The 16,305-nt window shown below is 54.5% G+C and carries 10 protein-coding genes; 9 read left to right on the plus strand and 1 reads right to left on the minus strand.

Translation table 11 applies throughout. The features are described from left to right. Nucleotides 1-319: 319 nt before the first annotated feature. Nucleotides 320-1,453 (minus strand): glycosyltransferase family 4 protein, encoded by a 1,134-nt coding sequence (locus tag K5E40_RS28860; RefSeq protein WP_221733644.1) that lies wholly within the window; start codon nt 1,451-1,453, stop codon nt 320-322. A gap of 276 nt (nt 1,454-1,729) precedes the next feature. On the opposite strand from K5E40_RS28860, the gene K5E40_RS28865 reads away from it, so the two are divergent. From K5E40_RS28865 to K5E40_RS28905, 9 genes are all read left to right on the plus strand, one after another. Further along, the gene (locus K5E40_RS28865; protein WP_221733645.1) at nt 1,730-3,469 is read left to right on the plus strand and encodes a type I secretion system permease/ATPase; all 1,740 of its coding nucleotides are present in this window, start codon (nt 1,730-1,732) and stop codon (nt 3,467-3,469) included. Between the two features lie 13 nt (nt 3,470-3,482). Next, nucleotides 3,483-4,805: an HlyD family type I secretion periplasmic adaptor subunit gene (locus K5E40_RS28870; protein WP_221733646.1), complete on the plus strand. Its 1,323-nt coding sequence runs from the start codon at nt 3,483-3,485 to the stop codon at nt 4,803-4,805. A gap of 23 nt (nt 4,806-4,828) precedes the next feature. Then, a complete protein-coding gene (locus tag K5E40_RS28875) occupies nt 4,829-6,214 on the plus strand; it encodes a TolC family outer membrane protein (RefSeq protein WP_221733676.1) in 1,386 nt (461 codons plus the stop codon). Then, nucleotides 6,211-7,257, plus strand: a complete 1,047-nt coding sequence (gene gmd, locus K5E40_RS28880; protein WP_221733647.1) for a GDP-mannose 4,6-dehydratase — start codon at nt 6,211-6,213, stop codon at nt 7,255-7,257. Before K5E40_RS28875 ends, gmd begins: the two co-directional genes overlap by 4 nt. 166 nt (nt 7,258-7,423) lie before the next feature. Then, on the plus strand, nt 7,424-10,801 hold the full coding sequence (locus tag K5E40_RS28885) for a glycosyltransferase (protein ID WP_221733648.1): 3,378 nt from the start codon (nt 7,424-7,426) through the stop codon (nt 10,799-10,801). A gap of 259 nt (nt 10,802-11,060) precedes the next feature. Further along, the gene (locus K5E40_RS28890; protein WP_221733649.1) at nt 11,061-12,902 is read left to right on the plus strand and encodes a DUF4214 domain-containing protein; all 1,842 of its coding nucleotides are present in this window, start codon (nt 11,061-11,063) and stop codon (nt 12,900-12,902) included. A 142-nt stretch (nt 12,903-13,044) separates the two neighbouring features. Next, nucleotides 13,045-13,821, plus strand: coding sequence for an ABC transporter permease (locus K5E40_RS28895; RefSeq protein ID WP_221733650.1), 777 nt, complete (start codon nt 13,045-13,047; stop codon nt 13,819-13,821). Nucleotides 13,822-13,893: 72 nt separating this feature from the next. Beyond that, entirely contained in the window at nt 13,894-15,297 is a 1,404-nt protein-coding gene (locus tag K5E40_RS28900) for an MBOAT family protein (RefSeq protein WP_221733651.1), read from the plus strand. Between the two features lie 8 nt (nt 15,298-15,305). Continuing rightward, nucleotides 15,306-16,298 carry a hypothetical protein gene (locus K5E40_RS28905; protein ID WP_260456119.1) on the plus strand — a complete coding sequence of 331 codons (993 nt, stop codon included), beginning with the start codon at nt 15,306-15,308 and terminating at the stop codon, nt 16,296-16,298. Nucleotides 16,299-16,305: the final 7 nt, after the last annotated feature.

Here is a 16,305-nt window from a genome sequence, read left to right on the forward strand (position 1 = left end):
GACCTGGGCTTTGAACGGTTTGGGATAAGAGCTTCGTTGGCGCATGAAAATCCTGGCGATTAAGGGCGATCGCGTCCGCTTAAAAATACGCGGACACCATCGCCCTTAATGCTGGAGTTTTGAAGGTGACTTGGCCAGACGCTTACGACGGATCATCCAGCACTTGCCGTCCAGTATGGATTTCGGCGTCTACGATTACGTACGACTAAAATAATAACTTTCTGCGAGTTATAACGAGATGAGGTATCAAAAATACATCAATTCGGAGTAACTAAGTTGGATATTCTTTTATTGGTTAGGTGGGTTTGCCTAACGTAATTCACGCTTTATCTTGAGTGTCATGTAAGTTAATCACATCATTATAAACCTGCACCATGCTTTCGCACATGCGGTCAGCGGTAAACAGCTCTTGAAACCGTGCACGAGCATTATTGCCGAAACGCTGCGTCTCTTCAGGATTGTTCCACAGTCGATGCATAGCCTCGCGCAAGGCCACGGGAGAGTCTGGTGGGACGGCCAAGCCTGTTTCTTCGTGGATATTAACGTAGGTAGTACCCGTCCCGATCTCGCAAGAAATCATCGGCTTTCCATACATCGAAGCTTCTAACAAAGAGATGCCAAACGCTTCAGATCGAAGATGGGAAGGGAACACCAGGGCGTAACACATCTGCAGCAGGCAGACCTTTTCTTCATCATCCAGACGCCCCAAAAACAGCACGTTGCGCAGTTGCAACTTTTGCGCAAGAGCTTTGAGTTCAAGCTCCTGCGGACCGCTACCGAGAATCACTACTGGATAATCTACTCCTTCAAGCGCATTAAGCAGGCTATCCAAGCCCTTGTAATAGCGAAGCACGCCGACAAACAGGAAGAATTTTTCTGGCAGGCTTTTGCGCAAGCGGCTGAGTGTTTCCGTCGATGCTTTTGGGTACGCCGATTGATCCAATCCGTAAGGGATGACCATCGTTTTGTCGGCGAATGGCTTGAGCGTTTCGCTGGAGTCCAAATAGTTCGGCGAGGCCACCACGATGCGATCCATGCTCTTCAGAAACCGCGTCATTAAGGGGCCATAGAGCTTGAGCAAGGTGCGCTGCTTGACAATATCCGAATGATAACTGAGCACGGTTGGGCGATCATGGCTGGTGGCAAAATGCACCAGGTCCATGAGTGGCCACGGAAAATGAAAGTGCACCAGATCGGCTTCGGCAGCCATTTCCTTGAATTGGCAGAACACTCGCATCGAGAGACCTGTAGAGGCCAAATTGAAGTTTTCTTTGGCACGAACAACCTGATGATCAGCCACCTGTAACCGCGCAGGGGAAGGGTTTTGGCTGATAGTCAGTACCTGGCCTTCAACGCCTAAGACACGACTGCCTTGGCAGAGCTGAAATATGACTTGCTCGATGCCACCGGTGGTGTCGGGATAATAGGTCTTGAAAAAATGCAGGATGCGCATGAGGTACCTTGGCTAAAATACTTGACTGTGACTGCTTTGAACAACGCCAAAAAGTCTTGTTCATGCCGAAAACGCTCAACACACAGGGGGCTTTGGACGCATGAGAGAAAAGGTTGGAGAGATTAACTGTTAGCTTCGGATGCCTGCAACGCAAAAAAACGCGCGCCTTGTTTTATGGGCCAACAGTACCTCCCTCTAAACGTTTTTTCATTTATTGCAGGCTAATCGAGATGCTACACTCCCGCGCTTTTCCATACCCAGCGGCATTAGGAAATTATGCGTAACGTTCATGAAAACAGCTTGCAAGCTGCGTTGAAAGCTTGTAAAGGCAGTTTCATATCAGTCGGTATTTTCAGTTTATTTGTCAACGCCCTGATGCTTGTTCCTACCTTCTATATGCTTCAGGTTTATGGCCGAGTGGTAACGAGCGGCAGCATTTCTACGTTAGTGATGCTGACCATCATCATGAGCGTGCTGGTTATCACGATGGGGTCCCTGGAGTGGGTTCGTTCGCGGATCATGGTTCGCGTCAGTACCAAGCTGGATGTACTGCTGAGCCGCGATGTTTATAAGGCCAGTTTCAAGCGCTCACTGGAAAGTGGTGGTATGGATGCTTCGGCCCAATCGCTTAACGACTTGACAGGCTTGCGGCAGTTTCTAACGGGCAATGGGTTGTTCGCTTTTTTTGATGCCCCATGGCTGCCGATCTACATTGCCGTGATGTTTATGTTCCATCCTTGGTATGGATGGGTCGCTATTGGTAGCGCCCTGGTGCTGCTATTCCTCGCGTACATCAATGAAAAGATGACAGGCAAAGCTTTAGGGCAAGCGAATAAAGAAAACATTGCTGCAACTCTGTACACGACTAAAAACCTGCGTAATGCCGAAGTAATTGAATCAATGGGGATGTTGAACACCCTCATGCACCGCTGGGGTATGCGTCAAAAAAATGTATTGATCCTTCAGTCCCAAGCCAGCGACAAGGGAGGAATAGTCAGTGCTATTTCCAAAACCTTCCGCATGCTCATTCAATCGTTGATCCTCGGTTTGGGGGCCTATCTAGCCGTAAACCATGAAATCAGCCCTGGTTTAGTGATCGCCGGTTCGGTCTTGTTGGGACGCGCCCTGGCACCTATTGACCTGATCATCGGCAGTTGGAAAGGCTTTATTGCGGCCCGATCGCAATATGACCGACTCAACGACACGCTCGATAAGTTGCATGCAGAACCAGAGCGCATGGCATTGCCTGCACCTCAAGGGCATGTATTGGTTGAGAACTTGATTGTTTGCCCTCCCGGTTCAAAAACGCCGATCTTGCGCGGCATCAGCTTTGGTGTCCCGGCTGGCTCTGTAGTCGGTATTATTGGCCCGAGCGCGTCAGGAAAATCCACGCTGGCCCGAGCATTGATGGGCGTATGGGCGCCCCAGAATGGTGTCGTGCGCCTGGATGGTGCTGACATCAGCAACTGGGATAAAGACCAGCTAGGGCCTTATATGGGGTATTTGCCTCAGGACATTGAGCTCTTCGAAGGCACCATTAGCGAAAACATTTCACGCTTCACCGACGTCGATCCCGAGAAAGTGGTTCGCGCTGCGAAGACTGCAGGCGTACATGAAATGATTCTGTTGCTGCCCGATGGCTATGACACTGTCATCGGCAGTGAAGGGGTCAACCTTTCCGGTGGTCAGCGTCAGCGTGTCGGCCTGGCCCGTGCCATCTATGGTTCGCCGCGCCTTATTTTGCTGGATGAACCCAATTCCAACCTCGATGAGGTTGGTGAGCGTGCTCTGGCATCCGCTATCCAGGAGCTAAAGCTTACTGGGGCGACCATCTTCGTCATCACTCACCGCACCACCATCCTGTCCCAACTCGATCGGTTGCTCGTCATGAGCGCAGGTGGAGTCAGCATGTACGGTCCGCGTGATCAAGTAATGGAAGAACTCAACAAACAACAACTTGCCGCTCAACAAAAAGCTGCTCAAGTTGCCACGGGCACGGCTCCGGCCAGCGCCTGACAGGAAGATGTCGATGACCCGCTCTCTCAGTAATCAAACCGATAGCTTCGCTGATCTTCCGATTTCCGACCGAAAAACACGTCGGCTCGGCTTTGGCATTGTGTTCGTGACTTTCGGCTTGTTCGGTACCTGGGCAGCATTCGCGCCACTCGATGGCGCTGCTTACGCCCCTGGTGTTGTCACCGTGCAGACTTACCGTAAGACGGTTCAGCACCTTGAGGGCGGTATCGTTAAAGACGTGCTGGCTCACGATGGGGACATCGTAAAGAAAGGTGATCCGCTGATCATCCTTGACGATGCTCAGCTGCGCTCCGAATACGAAATGACACGTAATCAGCTGATTGCAGCCAAGGCGATGGAAGCCCGCCTGGTCGCAGAGCGGGACGACAAGTCTGTCATCACGTTTGACCAAATGTACGAGCCTGACAGTCCGCGGGGCATCGAAGCGCGTGCGGGTGAAACCGAGGTTTTCAATGCGCGCCGCGGTGCGCGCCTGGGCCAGGTCGCAGTACTTCAAGAGCGCATTGGACAGTTAAACCAGCAAATCAAGGGTACCGATTCCATCATTGGTACCAAGCAAAACCTTGAGCAGTCCTACACCGGTGAAATTGGTGATTTGAACGAATTACTTGCTCAAGGCTTCGTCGATAAGCAACGCATGCTGGAGCAGCAGCGCAAGCTCGATATGCTCAAATCCGAAGTTGCCGATCATCGCTCTACCATTACCAAGACCCGTCTGCAGATCAATGAAACGCAATTGCAGATATTGCAAGTCAACAAGGATTTCAATTCCGACGTGGTTAAGCAGTTGGCTGAAATCCAGACCAAGACTTATGACCTGCAAGAGCGTACGGCAGCACTGGAAGATCGCCTAAGTCGCATCGTCATCCGTGCTCCGGATGACGGTATGGTCATCGGTATGACCGTCCATACCATCGGCGGTGTTGTACGCCAGGCAACCCCTCTGCTGGATATCGTCCCGTCTGTCTCCGAGTTGATTGTCGAAGCTCAAGTCGCGCCTCAAGACATCAACCGCATCGCCATTGGGAAACTGGCGGACATTCGCTTTAGTGCGTTCAACAGCGCTACGACCCCTGTGATCGAAGGCAGTGTCACGAGCATATCGGCAGATCGGTTAACCAATGAAAAAACCGGCCAGCCTTATTACCTGGCCAGAGTCAGCGTCACCAAGGCGGGTCTACAAAAACTTGCTGATCGTAAGCTTCTGGCGGGTATGCCGGCTGATGTGCTGATTAATACGGGTGAACGCACCATGCTGCAATATCTGATGCAGCCAGCGCGCAACGCTATCTCGCAATCGATGATTGAGGAGTGATTGTGCGTCTGTTTCCATGCCTGATGTTGGGAATGCTTGCGTTGCAAGCACATGCTGCCGAGCCGAAAACCGCTGAACCTTCGACGCCCAAACCGCCCCTCAAGAGTGTGAGTGCCAAGGATTACTCCGCTGATCTGATGCAGCTCTACCGCGAGTCGCGCCTGGAGGATCCGCGGGTGCTGGCGTCTTACTCCCGGGCTAAATCCAGTGAGGAGCAGCAACGCGAGGCATTGGGTGGTCTATTGCCGCAAGTCACGGTCAATGGCGGCGCAAACCGAATTCATCAAGAGAATGACATCAGTCGTCAGTCCTACCACAGCGAAAACTACAGTATCAATCTGAGTCAGCACATCTATAACAAGGCTGCCTGGGAGAACTATCAGAAATTCAAGAGCCTCGCCAAGCAGTCAAATGACGAGTCCACTGAGGCGCGAGCCGAAGCTACCGTCGATTTGGCGCAGCGTTATTTCGCCGCCCTGGCGGCTGACGATGAGCTTGAATTGGTCCAGGCCGAACGCCGTGCAACGCAAAAAAACCTCGACCGAGTCAATGCCTTGTATAGCAAACAACTGGCAATGATCACGGACCAGCTCGATATCCAGGCGCGTGTAGACTCCCTTGCTGCGCAAGAAGTGGAGGCTCAAAATCAGGTGCGAGTGGCCCGCGTTGCGTTGTCGGAAATTATTGGCCGTCCCGTCAAGGAGAAGTTGAGTCGCGTGCGCGATGACGTGGAATTGCAGGTTTCGGCCGAAAGCCTGGACAGCTGGGTACAGTTGGCAGTGACCGACAACCCCCAACTCAAAGCCAGCGAAAATGCGGTCGAAGCTGCTCAGGCGGCTTTGCGCGGCGGCAAAGGTGGTCATTACCCGACGGTCAGCTTAAATTTAAGCGCGCAGAATACCAACGAAGGCTACAACAACTCCTTGGCGCCAAAAACCGACAGCTATGTGGCGGGTATTGGGGTACAAATCCCGATTTACAGTGGCGGTTCGACGTCAGCAAGGGTGCGTGGTCTGTATGAGGACCAGTTGACTGCGGAGCTGCAGATGGAGGCGATGCGTCGCCAGGTTGTTAAAGAAACCACCAACGCCTATTTGACTGCGGATTCGAGCGTCGAAAAAATACGGGCTAACCGGACTGCATTGTCATCCGCCGAGAAATCAAGTTTTGCTGCAAGCAAGGCGTTTGCTTTTGGTGTAGTTAATGCCGTGGACGTTTTGACCGCCACACAAAACGAGTTCAAAGCTCGTCGCGATCTGCTAAAAACTCAATACGATTTCATTACGAACCTGTTCATCCTCAACCGCTGGGCTGGCAAGCTTTCCGAGGAAAGCGTCGAGAGCGTCAATGTGTGGTTGAGTAATAACAGCACAACGAACCCTGTCTCTGACCGGAACATGAAGCAATGAACACAAGTAAAAAATCAGTCATCATCACAGGCGTAACAGGTCAGGATGGTGCGTACCTTACCCAGCTGCTGCTGGAGAAGGGCTACAAGGTATATGGCACTTATCGTCGCACCAGTTCGGTTAACTTCTGGCGTCTGGAAGAATTGGGGGTTGCCTCCCATGAAAACCTTGAACTGGTCGAACATGACCTCACTGACCTGGGCGCCAGCATCCGTTTGCTACAGAAAGCCGAGCCAGCCGAGGTCTACAACCTCGCCGCTCAGAGCTTCGTAGGCGTATCTTTCGACCAACCAATCACCACCGCTGAAATCACTGGGATCGGTGCAGTCAATCTGCTGGAAGCGATCCGTATCGTTAACCCGAAGATTCGTTTCTATCAGGCATCGACTTCGGAGATGTTCGGTAAGGTTCAGCAGATTCCGCAGACCGAGAACACTGATTTTTATCCGCGCAGCCCATACGGCGTCGCAAAGCTCTATGCGCACTGGATGACCATCAACTACCGTGAGTCCTACGGGATTTTTGGCTCCAGCGGTATCCTGTTCAACCACGAATCACCACTTCGCGGCAAAGAATTCGTAACCCGCAAGATCACTGACGCCGTCGCGCGTATCTCCCTGGGCATGCAGGATTGCCTGGAGCTTGGCAACATGGACGCCAAGCGTGACTGGGGCTTCGCCAAGGAATATGTCGAAGGTATGTGGCGCATGCTGCAAGCCGATGAGCCTGACACCTTTGTTCTGGCGACCAATCGTACCGAGACTGTTCGGGACTTTGTGTCCATGGCGTTCAAGGCCGTAAACATCGAACTGGATTGGAAGGGCAGCGCCGACAACGAACACGGTATCGACACCAGAACCGGCAAGACCGTTATTCAGGTCAACCCGAAGTTCTATCGTCCTGCCGAAGTCGAACTGCTGATCGGTGACCCCGAAAAAGCCAAGCGCGTACTTGGCTGGGAACCCAAGACTACGCTGGAAGAGCTGTGCCAGCTGATGGTCAAGGCTGACCTGGAGCGAGTGAAGGTCGGCAAGTCCTTCTGATATCGTTATAGATATCTAGCTAGCTAGTCATAAGGGTCGCGTGAAAACGCGGCCCTTTTTTATAGCGGCTGCCACGTAAACCGAATGCCGAATGCGGCCCACCTCTTTGTAGTGTTCAATAACACCCTCTTTTATTTTCTTTTAAATTTTCGTCCCAGGTCAGCTCATGCAAAACGAAGCAAAGGTCACTATCCACCAGTTCGCCATCAGTGTTAGTCACGGTGACGGCATCAGCAACGGGATGATGTTGACCCGCAAGCTGCTGCGCCTGGCAGGCGTCAAGTCGGATATCTATTGCATCCAACCGTCAGAGCAGATGGCCGGGGATGTACTGTGTATCGATGACTATCTGCCGGGCAGTGCCGATGCTTTGCTGGTGCATCACGGCATCGGAAACCCGGTTGAGTCCTGGCTGCGTGATTTGCCCGAGCGCAAATTCATGGTGTTCCACAACATCACGCCGGGCGAGCTGTTCCCCGCCGATCACGTCATTCAGCCGATGCTGGCCCACGGTTGGGAACAGGTCGATAGCTGGCAGCATTGGCTGGCGGGCAGTATTGCCGACTCCCAGCAGAACCTGCAGGAGCTGCTCAAGCGTGGTTATGACGAACACAAGGTGACAGAGATTCCGTTGCTGGTGGACCTGGAGCGCATCGAACCGCACGCGGTGCAGCGTCATGACACCCCGCGGCCGTTCACACTGCTGTTCGTTGGCCGGATCATGCCGCACAAAAACCAGCTGGCCCTGGTCGAGGCTTTCGCCCACCTGTTGCGCAGCGCACAAGTGCCGCTGCAGTTGTATCTTGTTGGCGGTTTTACCGTGGCCGATTACAAGGACAAGATCCAGGCGCGCATTCGCGAGCTGGGAATCGAAGCCTTCGTCAACCTGACCGGCAAGGTCGATGATGAAACCCTCAACGCCCTGTACTGCCGCAGCGACCTGTTCGTCTCGTTGAGCAAACATGAAGGCTTCGGCATGCCGCTGATCGAGGCCATGGCCCACGGTCTACCAGTGTTGGCGTACGACGCGCCCGACAGCAACGTGGTTCACACCCTCGGCAATGCGGGCCTGTTGCTGGACAACGCCGAGCCTCACGAAGTCGCGGCGACCATTGCTCAGATCATGGAAAACCCGGCGCTGCGTCGCAGCATGAAGCGCTACGGCATCGAGCGCATGGACGAGTTTGGCTACCAACGTCTCTACGATCGCCTGAGCGCCTTCCTGGCCAAATTCGAAATCGTGTTGCCGTCCCACACATTTCCGGTAGCGGCGCCGAAAGCAACGGTGGATTACCGCATCGAGGGTCCATTTGACAGCACCTACAGCCTGGCGCTGGTGAACCGCGAACTGGCCAAAGCGATCGCCGAACACGGCCACAAGGTTGCCTTGCGCGCCACCGAAGGGCCGGGGCCGATCCCGGTCGATCAGACTTTCCTGCTGGACAACCCTGATTGTGCAGCCCTGCACGCACGCGCCGAACAACCGGCGAACACCGTGATGCGTCTGATGTACCCGCCACGGGTCACCGATATGCAGGGTGATCTGAATGTCATGTCCTGCTATGGATGGGAAGAGTCCTGCCTGCCGCAAGACTACTGCCATGACTTCAACCACCAGACGCACCTGGTAACCAGCATGTCCAGCTGGGTGACGACTACCTTGCGGGACAACGGCGTGACCGTGCCCTTGGCCACGGTGGGCCTGGGCGCGGACCACATCCTCAAGGCGGACATCGACTTCGACAGCCTGCCGGCCATGCCGCAGGTGACCAGCGAGCGCCTGAAGCTGCTGCACGTCTCGTCCTGCTTCCCGCGCAAAGGCGTCGACGTCTTGCTCAAGGCCTATGGCCAGGCCTTCACCGCCGAGCACGCGGTGGTGCTGATCATCAAAACCTTCCCCAACCCGCACCACAACATCCAGCAGCAGTTGACGGATTGGCGTGCCGAGTTCCCATCGGCGCCTGCGGTCGAGTTGATCGAACAGGATCTGCCGGATTCTGCCCTGCGCGCGCTGTACACCTTGTCCGATGCATTGGTCGCGCCTTCGCGAGGGGAGGGCTTTGGCCTGCCGCTGGCAGAAGCGATGCTGCATCGCTTGCCGGTGATCGTGACGGGGCAGGGAGGTCAGACAGATTTCTGTACCGAACAGACCGCCTGGCTCATCGACTACCGTTACGAGCGGGCTCGCACTCACCTGAAAGCGAGTGCTTCGGTATGGTTTGAGCCGAGCAGCGAACACTTGGCCGGCCTCTTGGGCGAGTTCTACCAGGCTTGGAGTAAAGGTGAGCTGAACAAGCTGACCGCCGAGCGGGTCGAGGCTGCCGATACCTTGATCCGTAGCCGCTTCACTTGGTCACACGTGGCCAAGGCCAGCATCGAGGCCATTGCCGAGGCCAAGCGTCAACCATTACTCAAGAAAGCACCGCGGTTGGGCAGCGTCACCACCTGGAACAGTGCCTGCGGCATTGCGACCTATAGTTCCAAACTGCTAGAGCCGGCCTTTGGTCTGGAGTGCCACGTATTCGCCAACGATGATGCGGCGCTGATCAGTGCCGATCAGGGAAACATTGAGCGCTGTTGGAGCGCTGGCGATTTCGATCCGTTGGATCGTCTGAAAGAAGCCATTGAGCGCTCCGGCGTTGATACGTTGCTGCTCCAGTTCAATTTCTCTTTCTTCGGGCTACAGGCGTTCGCTTCGTTGCTGGATTGGGCGCATAGCCATGGCATCCGTACGCTGGTGGTTTTTCACTCCACGGCCGATGTTCAGCATGGCGACAAACTCAAATCGTTGTCCGACATGCGTGAGTCGCTAGCGGGTTCAGAGCGCCTGCTGGTGCACAGTGTGGGTGATCTGAATCGCCTCAAAGGCTTTGGCCTGAGCCACAACCTGCTGCTGTTCCCTCACGGGGTGATTGATACCCCTGCGCCGGCGCCGGGACCGCGTCAGAACGCCGCAAACCTGAAAGGCAAAACGATTATTGCCAGCTACGGCTTTCTATTGCCGCACAAAGGCATGCCGGAACTGATCGAGGCATTCGCGCTATTGGCCAAGAATGACGATGCTCTGCATCTGCTGCTGGTCAATGCTGAATATCCGGTACCCGCTTCGGCAGAGCTGGCCGAAACCTGCCGTCAGCGGATTCAGGCGTCGGATCTGGCGGGGCGAGTCACGTTGATCACCGATTACCTGCCGGATGAGGAGTCTCTGGCCTGGCTGGGAATGGCCGATGCCATCGTGTTCCCGTATCAGCATACCCAGGAGTCTTCGAGTGCTGCCGTACGCTGGGGCCTGAGTACCGGTCGTCCGATATTTTGCACCCCATTGGCCATCTTCGAAGACGTGGCGGAGGCCGTGACCTTCCTCCCAGGCACTGATAGCCAATCGATGGCAGATGGCTTGCGTAAAAATCTTGACGCCGGCCCGCAGGCGCTGCAGGGGGATTGGATCCGCAACCACGGGTGGTCGGCCGTTTCGGCCCGTCTACGTAACGTTTTAATCGCCCTCTCTGCCGAAAGTATTAAAACTTTAATGGTCAGAAAGTAACCAAATATTTTAATTTTTTATCAGAAAGTTCCTACAGATATGATGAAAAAGAAGGCATTCAGCTATTGTTCCGCCGCTAATTTGGCATGTATGATCGCCCGGCAATTGCCAGTTATCACTCTGAAGGACTTAATAAAAGTCCCGGAAAAATAACTGGTACAGGGTCAGTGAAAGCTGATTTCCCATAAAGGGGGCCACGGCCTACCGGGACGTGGCAACAGGCTGGGGCCGACGGGCTCTCATCCGAACGGAAGCCTGGATGTCGATATCGACTCATATTGGAGATGAAAACGTAATGGCTATTACTTCTGCACAAGTTCAACAGCTGTATGTCGCTTACCTTGGCCGTGCCGCTGACAAAGCCGGCCTGGACTACTGGATGGCTGAGCTGAATTCTGTTCCAGCTACCCTGACTCTGGAAAACCTGCGCGCTAACTTCGTAAACGAGCAGCCTGAGTACACCGCAGCATACGCCGGCCTGACCCGCTCAGAAACCGTATCCAAAATTTACCTGCAACTGTTCGGCCACTCGGCTGATGCAGCTGGCTTGGCTTACTGGACCACCGGTGGCGGCGCTACTGTAAATGCCGACCAACTGCTGCAAGCTTTCGTGAACGGCGCTTCTGCTGCCGACGCTAAAGTTGTAGCTAACAAGGTTTTGGTTGCCGAAGTTTACACCTCTGCCGCTGGCGCCAACTACACCCAAGCAGACGCTGCTTCTATCATCTCCAAAGTTGATGGCACTTCTGCTTCCGTGACTACTGCTCTTGGTCATCTGAGTGATGGCTCGCTGGGCGGCATCGCTACCCCTGAAGGCGTTGCCACTCTGAAAGCAGCCGCTATCGCTGACGCGGCCGTAACTTCTTACGAAACTTCGAAAGTCGCCGCCCTGAAAGCCTTGAACGACAAAGTGGTTGCTCTGAATGCAACTCACACCGCTGTTCTGACTGATATCACTGACGGTGTTGATGCTGGCACCGTAGCCGGCGACTCTTACAGCGAAGTGGCAGTAGCAATCGGTAACGCCTCCCTTCTGCGTGACAACATCTCGCTGTCTTCGACTGCCCAACTGGAACTGAACGGCAAAGTTGCTGTTGATGCTCTTAGCGTACAGCGCGCTGCTTTGGTAGCTGACAGCGCTACTGCAGTTACTGATATCAATGCCTACAACGCTGCTGTAACTGCAAACGACGCTTTGACCGCTCCTACTGTGGCAAAAATTGATACTGATACTGGCGCTCTGCAAGGTATCATTGACGCCAATGGCGTTAACTCCGATGCATTCGTTGCTGCTAGCGATGCTTTCGTTGTTGCTGGTGGTTCTGCGATCGCTGATGCTGATGCTCTGTTCACTGCTATCAAAACCGCTGACGCAACTACTCTGGCTAAGATCGATGCTGCCTTCAACACTGGCGTTTTCGCTCAAACGTACGCTAACGTCAAAGCTGACGGCGTAGCTCAAGCTGCCAAAGATGCTGCTCAAGCTAAAGTTGATGCTGCAGAAGTCAAAGTTGGTGTTGCTTACGTCAATGCTTCTGAAGCAAGCGCTGCTGCTACCAAGCTGGTTGCTGACGCTAAAGCTGCTGATGCCTTGGTTGCTGAAGCCAAAGCTGAGACTACCGCACACGACGCAGTGAAAGCTGTTGCTGATGATGCTCATACTGCAGTTGGCGATCTGACCTACGCGGTAGACGTTACGGCTAAAGCCGGTGCGTTGGCTGTGGCTGGTGACGACACTAAAGCAGACCTGTTCTACTTCACTAACACCACTCACGTAAATGACTTCGAGATGACCGGCTTCAACAAAGGTGATGCTATCTATGTTGGCGAAGGCTACACCTTGGCTACTGGTGTAACTACCGCCGCTGGTGTTGAAGGCTTCTACGTTGGTACCAACACTGCTATTAAAGAAGTGTTCTTCACTCAAAACGCTACCACTGGCGTAGTGAGTGCAGTGATCGAAGGCAATGCTGTAGGCCACACAGCTGGCACTGGTGTCACTGACAACATTACCGTGATCACCCTGGCAGGTGTCACTTCGCTGTCCGACGTTAGCTTCGCTAACGGCGTTATCACTAGCAACCACGTAGCTGTTGCCTAATCGCAATTAGCTAAACGGTTGCTTAAGTCACAGGCCCTCGGGCCTGTGACCAAGTGAAAAAAACCCGCCCCTTAAAAGGCGGGTTTTTTTATAGCCGGAGAGTGCGTATCCTCTGGCCCTTTCTTCTGTACCGGATGGCCTGATGAACTGGAATCTGATTCTCAACTTCACTCGCCAGGATCTGATCGACAGGCATTCTGCTTCCATGCTCGGCGCGGCCTGGACCTTCATCCTGCCGCTGATCAACATCCTTATTTTTACATTGGTGTTTTCCAGCATCATGGGCATGCGCTTGGGCGGGTTGGGTCAAGACCTGGGGCCTTGGGGCTATAGCGTCTATCTGGTCAGTGGTCTGCTGGCCTGGAACTGTTTCGCTGCCACGCTGACGCGCATCACTCAGGTCTTTCACGAAAAAGCCCACCTGATAGGCAAAGTACGGATGTCGCTGTGGTCGCTGCCTTTATATGTAGTGCTGAGCGAAACCGTGCACTACCTGATCGCCACCGGCTTCTTCATGATTTTCTTGCTCGCCATCGGCTTTAACTTCACCTGGAGTTTGCTGTGGTGGATCCCGATTTTCCTGTGTCAGCAATTGTTGGCCTACGCGCTGGGCATCACCTGCGCGATCCTTTCTGTGTTCATGCGTGACATCAAGGAAGTGGTCGGCGTGGTCGTCCAGTTCTGGTTCTGGCTGACGCCGATCGTGTATGTCGCCAACATCCTGCCGGGCTTCATCCAGCACCTGGTCGCGCTTAACCCGTTCTACCATCTGGTGCTCGCGTACCGCGCAGCCCTCATTACCGGGCAAATGCCCAATCTGTTTGCGATCGGTATGTTGACGGTGTTCTCGCTGGGCTTGCTGGCCGTTTCGATCTGGGTCGGCAAGCGTCTTGAGCGTGATATACGCGACTTCCTGTAACCGCAACGACTTCGAAAACTGCAGCGGGCGCCTTGCCCGCTGTGCGTGCCAGCACTTCACCAAGTAGCCCTAATGATCTTCAGTTCGTATGAATTCCTGCTGCTGTTTTTTCCGGCGGTTTACGGTCTGTTTCTGCTGTTGCGGCGTTTTCGTCTCGAGCAGCCGGCATTGGCAATGTTGGTCATTTCCTCGCTGGTGTTTTATGGCATGTGGAGCTGGCGCTACCTGGGGTTGTTGCTGGGGCTGATTGTCATCAATTACCTGCTGGGCCTGCAGCAGGTGAAAACCCGCCGCAAGTTTTGGCTGGTAGTGGCCGTGGTGTTCAACCTGGCGGTGCTTGCGTACTTCAAGTACGCGGGGTTCTTCTTCTCTTTTTTACCGTCCTCCGCCAGCTGGCACATCATTTTGCCGCTCGGCATTTCCTTTTTTACCTTCCAGAAAATCGCCTGGCACATGGACCTGTACCGCCGCCGCCTGCCGGACACTGGCACTGTGCTCGAGTACAGCTTCTTCGTGTGTTTTTTCCCGCAGCTGATCGCTGGCCCCATTGTTCACGCTCGTACCCTTTTCCCGCAGATTGCCGCGGGCTGGTTCAATCGGCCGCTGACCTGGCAGCTGGGTATTTCACTGCTCACCGTGGGGCTGATGAAGAAGGTGTTGCTGGCTGATCCGCTGGCACCCGGCGTCGCCGCGCTGTTCGATCAGGCTCAGGCGGGGGGCGCGTTGCCGGGGCCGAGTGTGCTGCTGGCCGGGTTGAGTTACGGCCTTCAACTGTATTTCGATTTCTCCGGCTATGCGGACATGGCCATTGGCTTGGGCCTGATGTTCGGCATCAAGCTGCCGGCGAACTTCCGCTCTCCTTATAAGAGCGCCTCGATCATCGAGTTCTGGCGTCGCTGGCACATCACGTTGTCGCATTTCCTGCGTGACTATCTGTACATCACGCTGGGCGGCAATCGGCGTGGGCGCCTGATGGCCAACAGCAACCTGATGATCACCATGCTGTTAGGCGGGCTTTGGCACGGTGCGGGTTGGCAGTTCATTCTGTGGGGCGGTGTGCATGGGTTGTTGCTGGTCATCAACCACTATTGGCGTGATCTGAGTGCTTGGCGATTGCCTCGGTCGGTGGCTGTGCCTCTGACTTTGCTCGTGGTCATGCTGGCCTGGATTCCGTTCCGCGCGGATTCGCTAACGACCAGCCTGCATATGTTCGAGGGCCTGACAGACTGGCGCTGGACCTGGTCATTCAGCTTTTCTGTACTCCTCTCCGAACTGATGACGATGCGCGTTGATAAAAGCCTGCCAGTGGTCTGCGCTTTGCTGTTGGTGGTGGCGTTGATCGCGCCGAACAGTCGTCTGTTGTGCTTGCGTCTGGGGCCTCTTGGGCGCGGTCTGCTGGTTGGGGGCGGATTTTTTATGGTCCTCAAGGCGCTGGCTGGCGAGCCAGACAGGGCCTTTTTGTACTTTAACTTTTGAGTTCGATGATGAAGCAGACATTACGTTCGAACACATTTTTATGCGGCATGCTGGCGGGAGTGGCGCTGGTGACCGGTCTGTGGCTTGTTCTGCTGTGGGGACAGGTGTGCCGCCCTGTGCCGACAACACAATGGGTTGAGAAAGCCTACAACTACAAGTTGGGTTTAGCGCAGGCCATTCAGACGCCAAAGCTGGTCTTAGTGGGTGGTTCATCTGCGATGTTTGGCCTGGACTCTAAGCAGTTGGAGCAGGCACTCGGGCGCCCTGTGATCAACCTTGGGGTCAATGCGGGGATCAAGTCGCCGTACATTCAGAGTTATGCCCGCCAGGCCATCAAGCCTGGCGACTGGGTATTGATGCCCGTGGAATACCCGCTATTCCACGATCGCAACACGATCAATTTCTCCTTTATCGACTATTGGTGGAGTCATCCAGGGTTCCGCAATCTGGACGTCACAGCGATACAGCTGGCTCAAGTGGTATGGCTGACGCCATTGTCCAGGGTGCTCAGCGGCTACCGCGGCTTGCCCGCTGACTTTGCGGTGAGTGGCTTATACGGCCCACAGAATCTTGATAGTCACGGTGATCAACTGCACAGCGATGGCAGTTTGCAGCAGATCTGGATGCGCGAAGCTGTCGAGCGCTCAGGGACTGAGACCTACGGCGCTCAGGCACACGCCTGGAATGAAAATTGGGATAGCTGGAAAGCGTTGGTCGATGAAGTGTCAGCGGCGGGTGGCTGTGCGCTGTTCATTGCGCCCCCCATGCTTGATCGAGCGGGCTATCACCATGGTAAGGAAGGGCGCTATTACGCGCAGCTACCCGCCCAGGCTCGTGCCCATGGTTTGAACTACGCGGGTAACCCGTTTGAGTCGATGTACTCGATCGAGAATTTTTTCGACACCAACTACCACCTCAATGCATCCGCTCGTGAGGCCTATACCCGGCAGATCATCGAGCTGGTCAAGCCTGAGTTTGCCTCCTGTAAGGCAAAGAGCTGACAGGGCA

Origin of the sequence: Pseudomonas baetica, from assembly GCF_019733355.1 — a bacterium.
Classification (GTDB): domain Bacteria; phylum Pseudomonadota; class Gammaproteobacteria; order Pseudomonadales; family Pseudomonadaceae; genus Aquipseudomonas; species Aquipseudomonas baetica_A.

What these genes read in the sequence shown, in the direction of transcription:
- K5E40_RS28860 (WP_221733644.1), bottom strand. Translation starts at nt 1,453, where the DNA reads ATGCGCATCCTGCATTTTTTCAAGACCTATTATCCCGACACCACCGGT.
- K5E40_RS28865 (WP_221733645.1), top strand. Translation starts at nt 1,730, where the DNA reads ATGCGTAACGTTCATGAAAACAGCTTGCAAGCTGCGTTGAAAGCTTGT.
- K5E40_RS28870 (WP_221733646.1), top strand. Translation starts at nt 3,483, where the DNA reads ATGACCCGCTCTCTCAGTAATCAAACCGATAGCTTCGCTGATCTTCCG.
- K5E40_RS28875 (WP_221733676.1), top strand. Translation starts at nt 4,829, where the DNA reads ATGTTGGGAATGCTTGCGTTGCAAGCACATGCTGCCGAGCCGAAAACC.
- gmd (WP_221733647.1), top strand. Translation starts at nt 6,211, where the DNA reads ATGAACACAAGTAAAAAATCAGTCATCATCACAGGCGTAACAGGTCAG.
- K5E40_RS28885 (WP_221733648.1), top strand. Translation starts at nt 7,424, where the DNA reads ATGCAAAACGAAGCAAAGGTCACTATCCACCAGTTCGCCATCAGTGTT.
- K5E40_RS28890 (WP_221733649.1), top strand. Translation starts at nt 11,061, where the DNA reads ATGTCGATATCGACTCATATTGGAGATGAAAACGTAATGGCTATTACT.
- K5E40_RS28895 (WP_221733650.1), top strand. Translation starts at nt 13,045, where the DNA reads ATGAACTGGAATCTGATTCTCAACTTCACTCGCCAGGATCTGATCGAC.
- K5E40_RS28900 (WP_221733651.1), top strand. Translation starts at nt 13,894, where the DNA reads ATGATCTTCAGTTCGTATGAATTCCTGCTGCTGTTTTTTCCGGCGGTT.
- K5E40_RS28905 (WP_260456119.1), top strand. Translation starts at nt 15,306, where the DNA reads ATGAAGCAGACATTACGTTCGAACACATTTTTATGCGGCATGCTGGCG.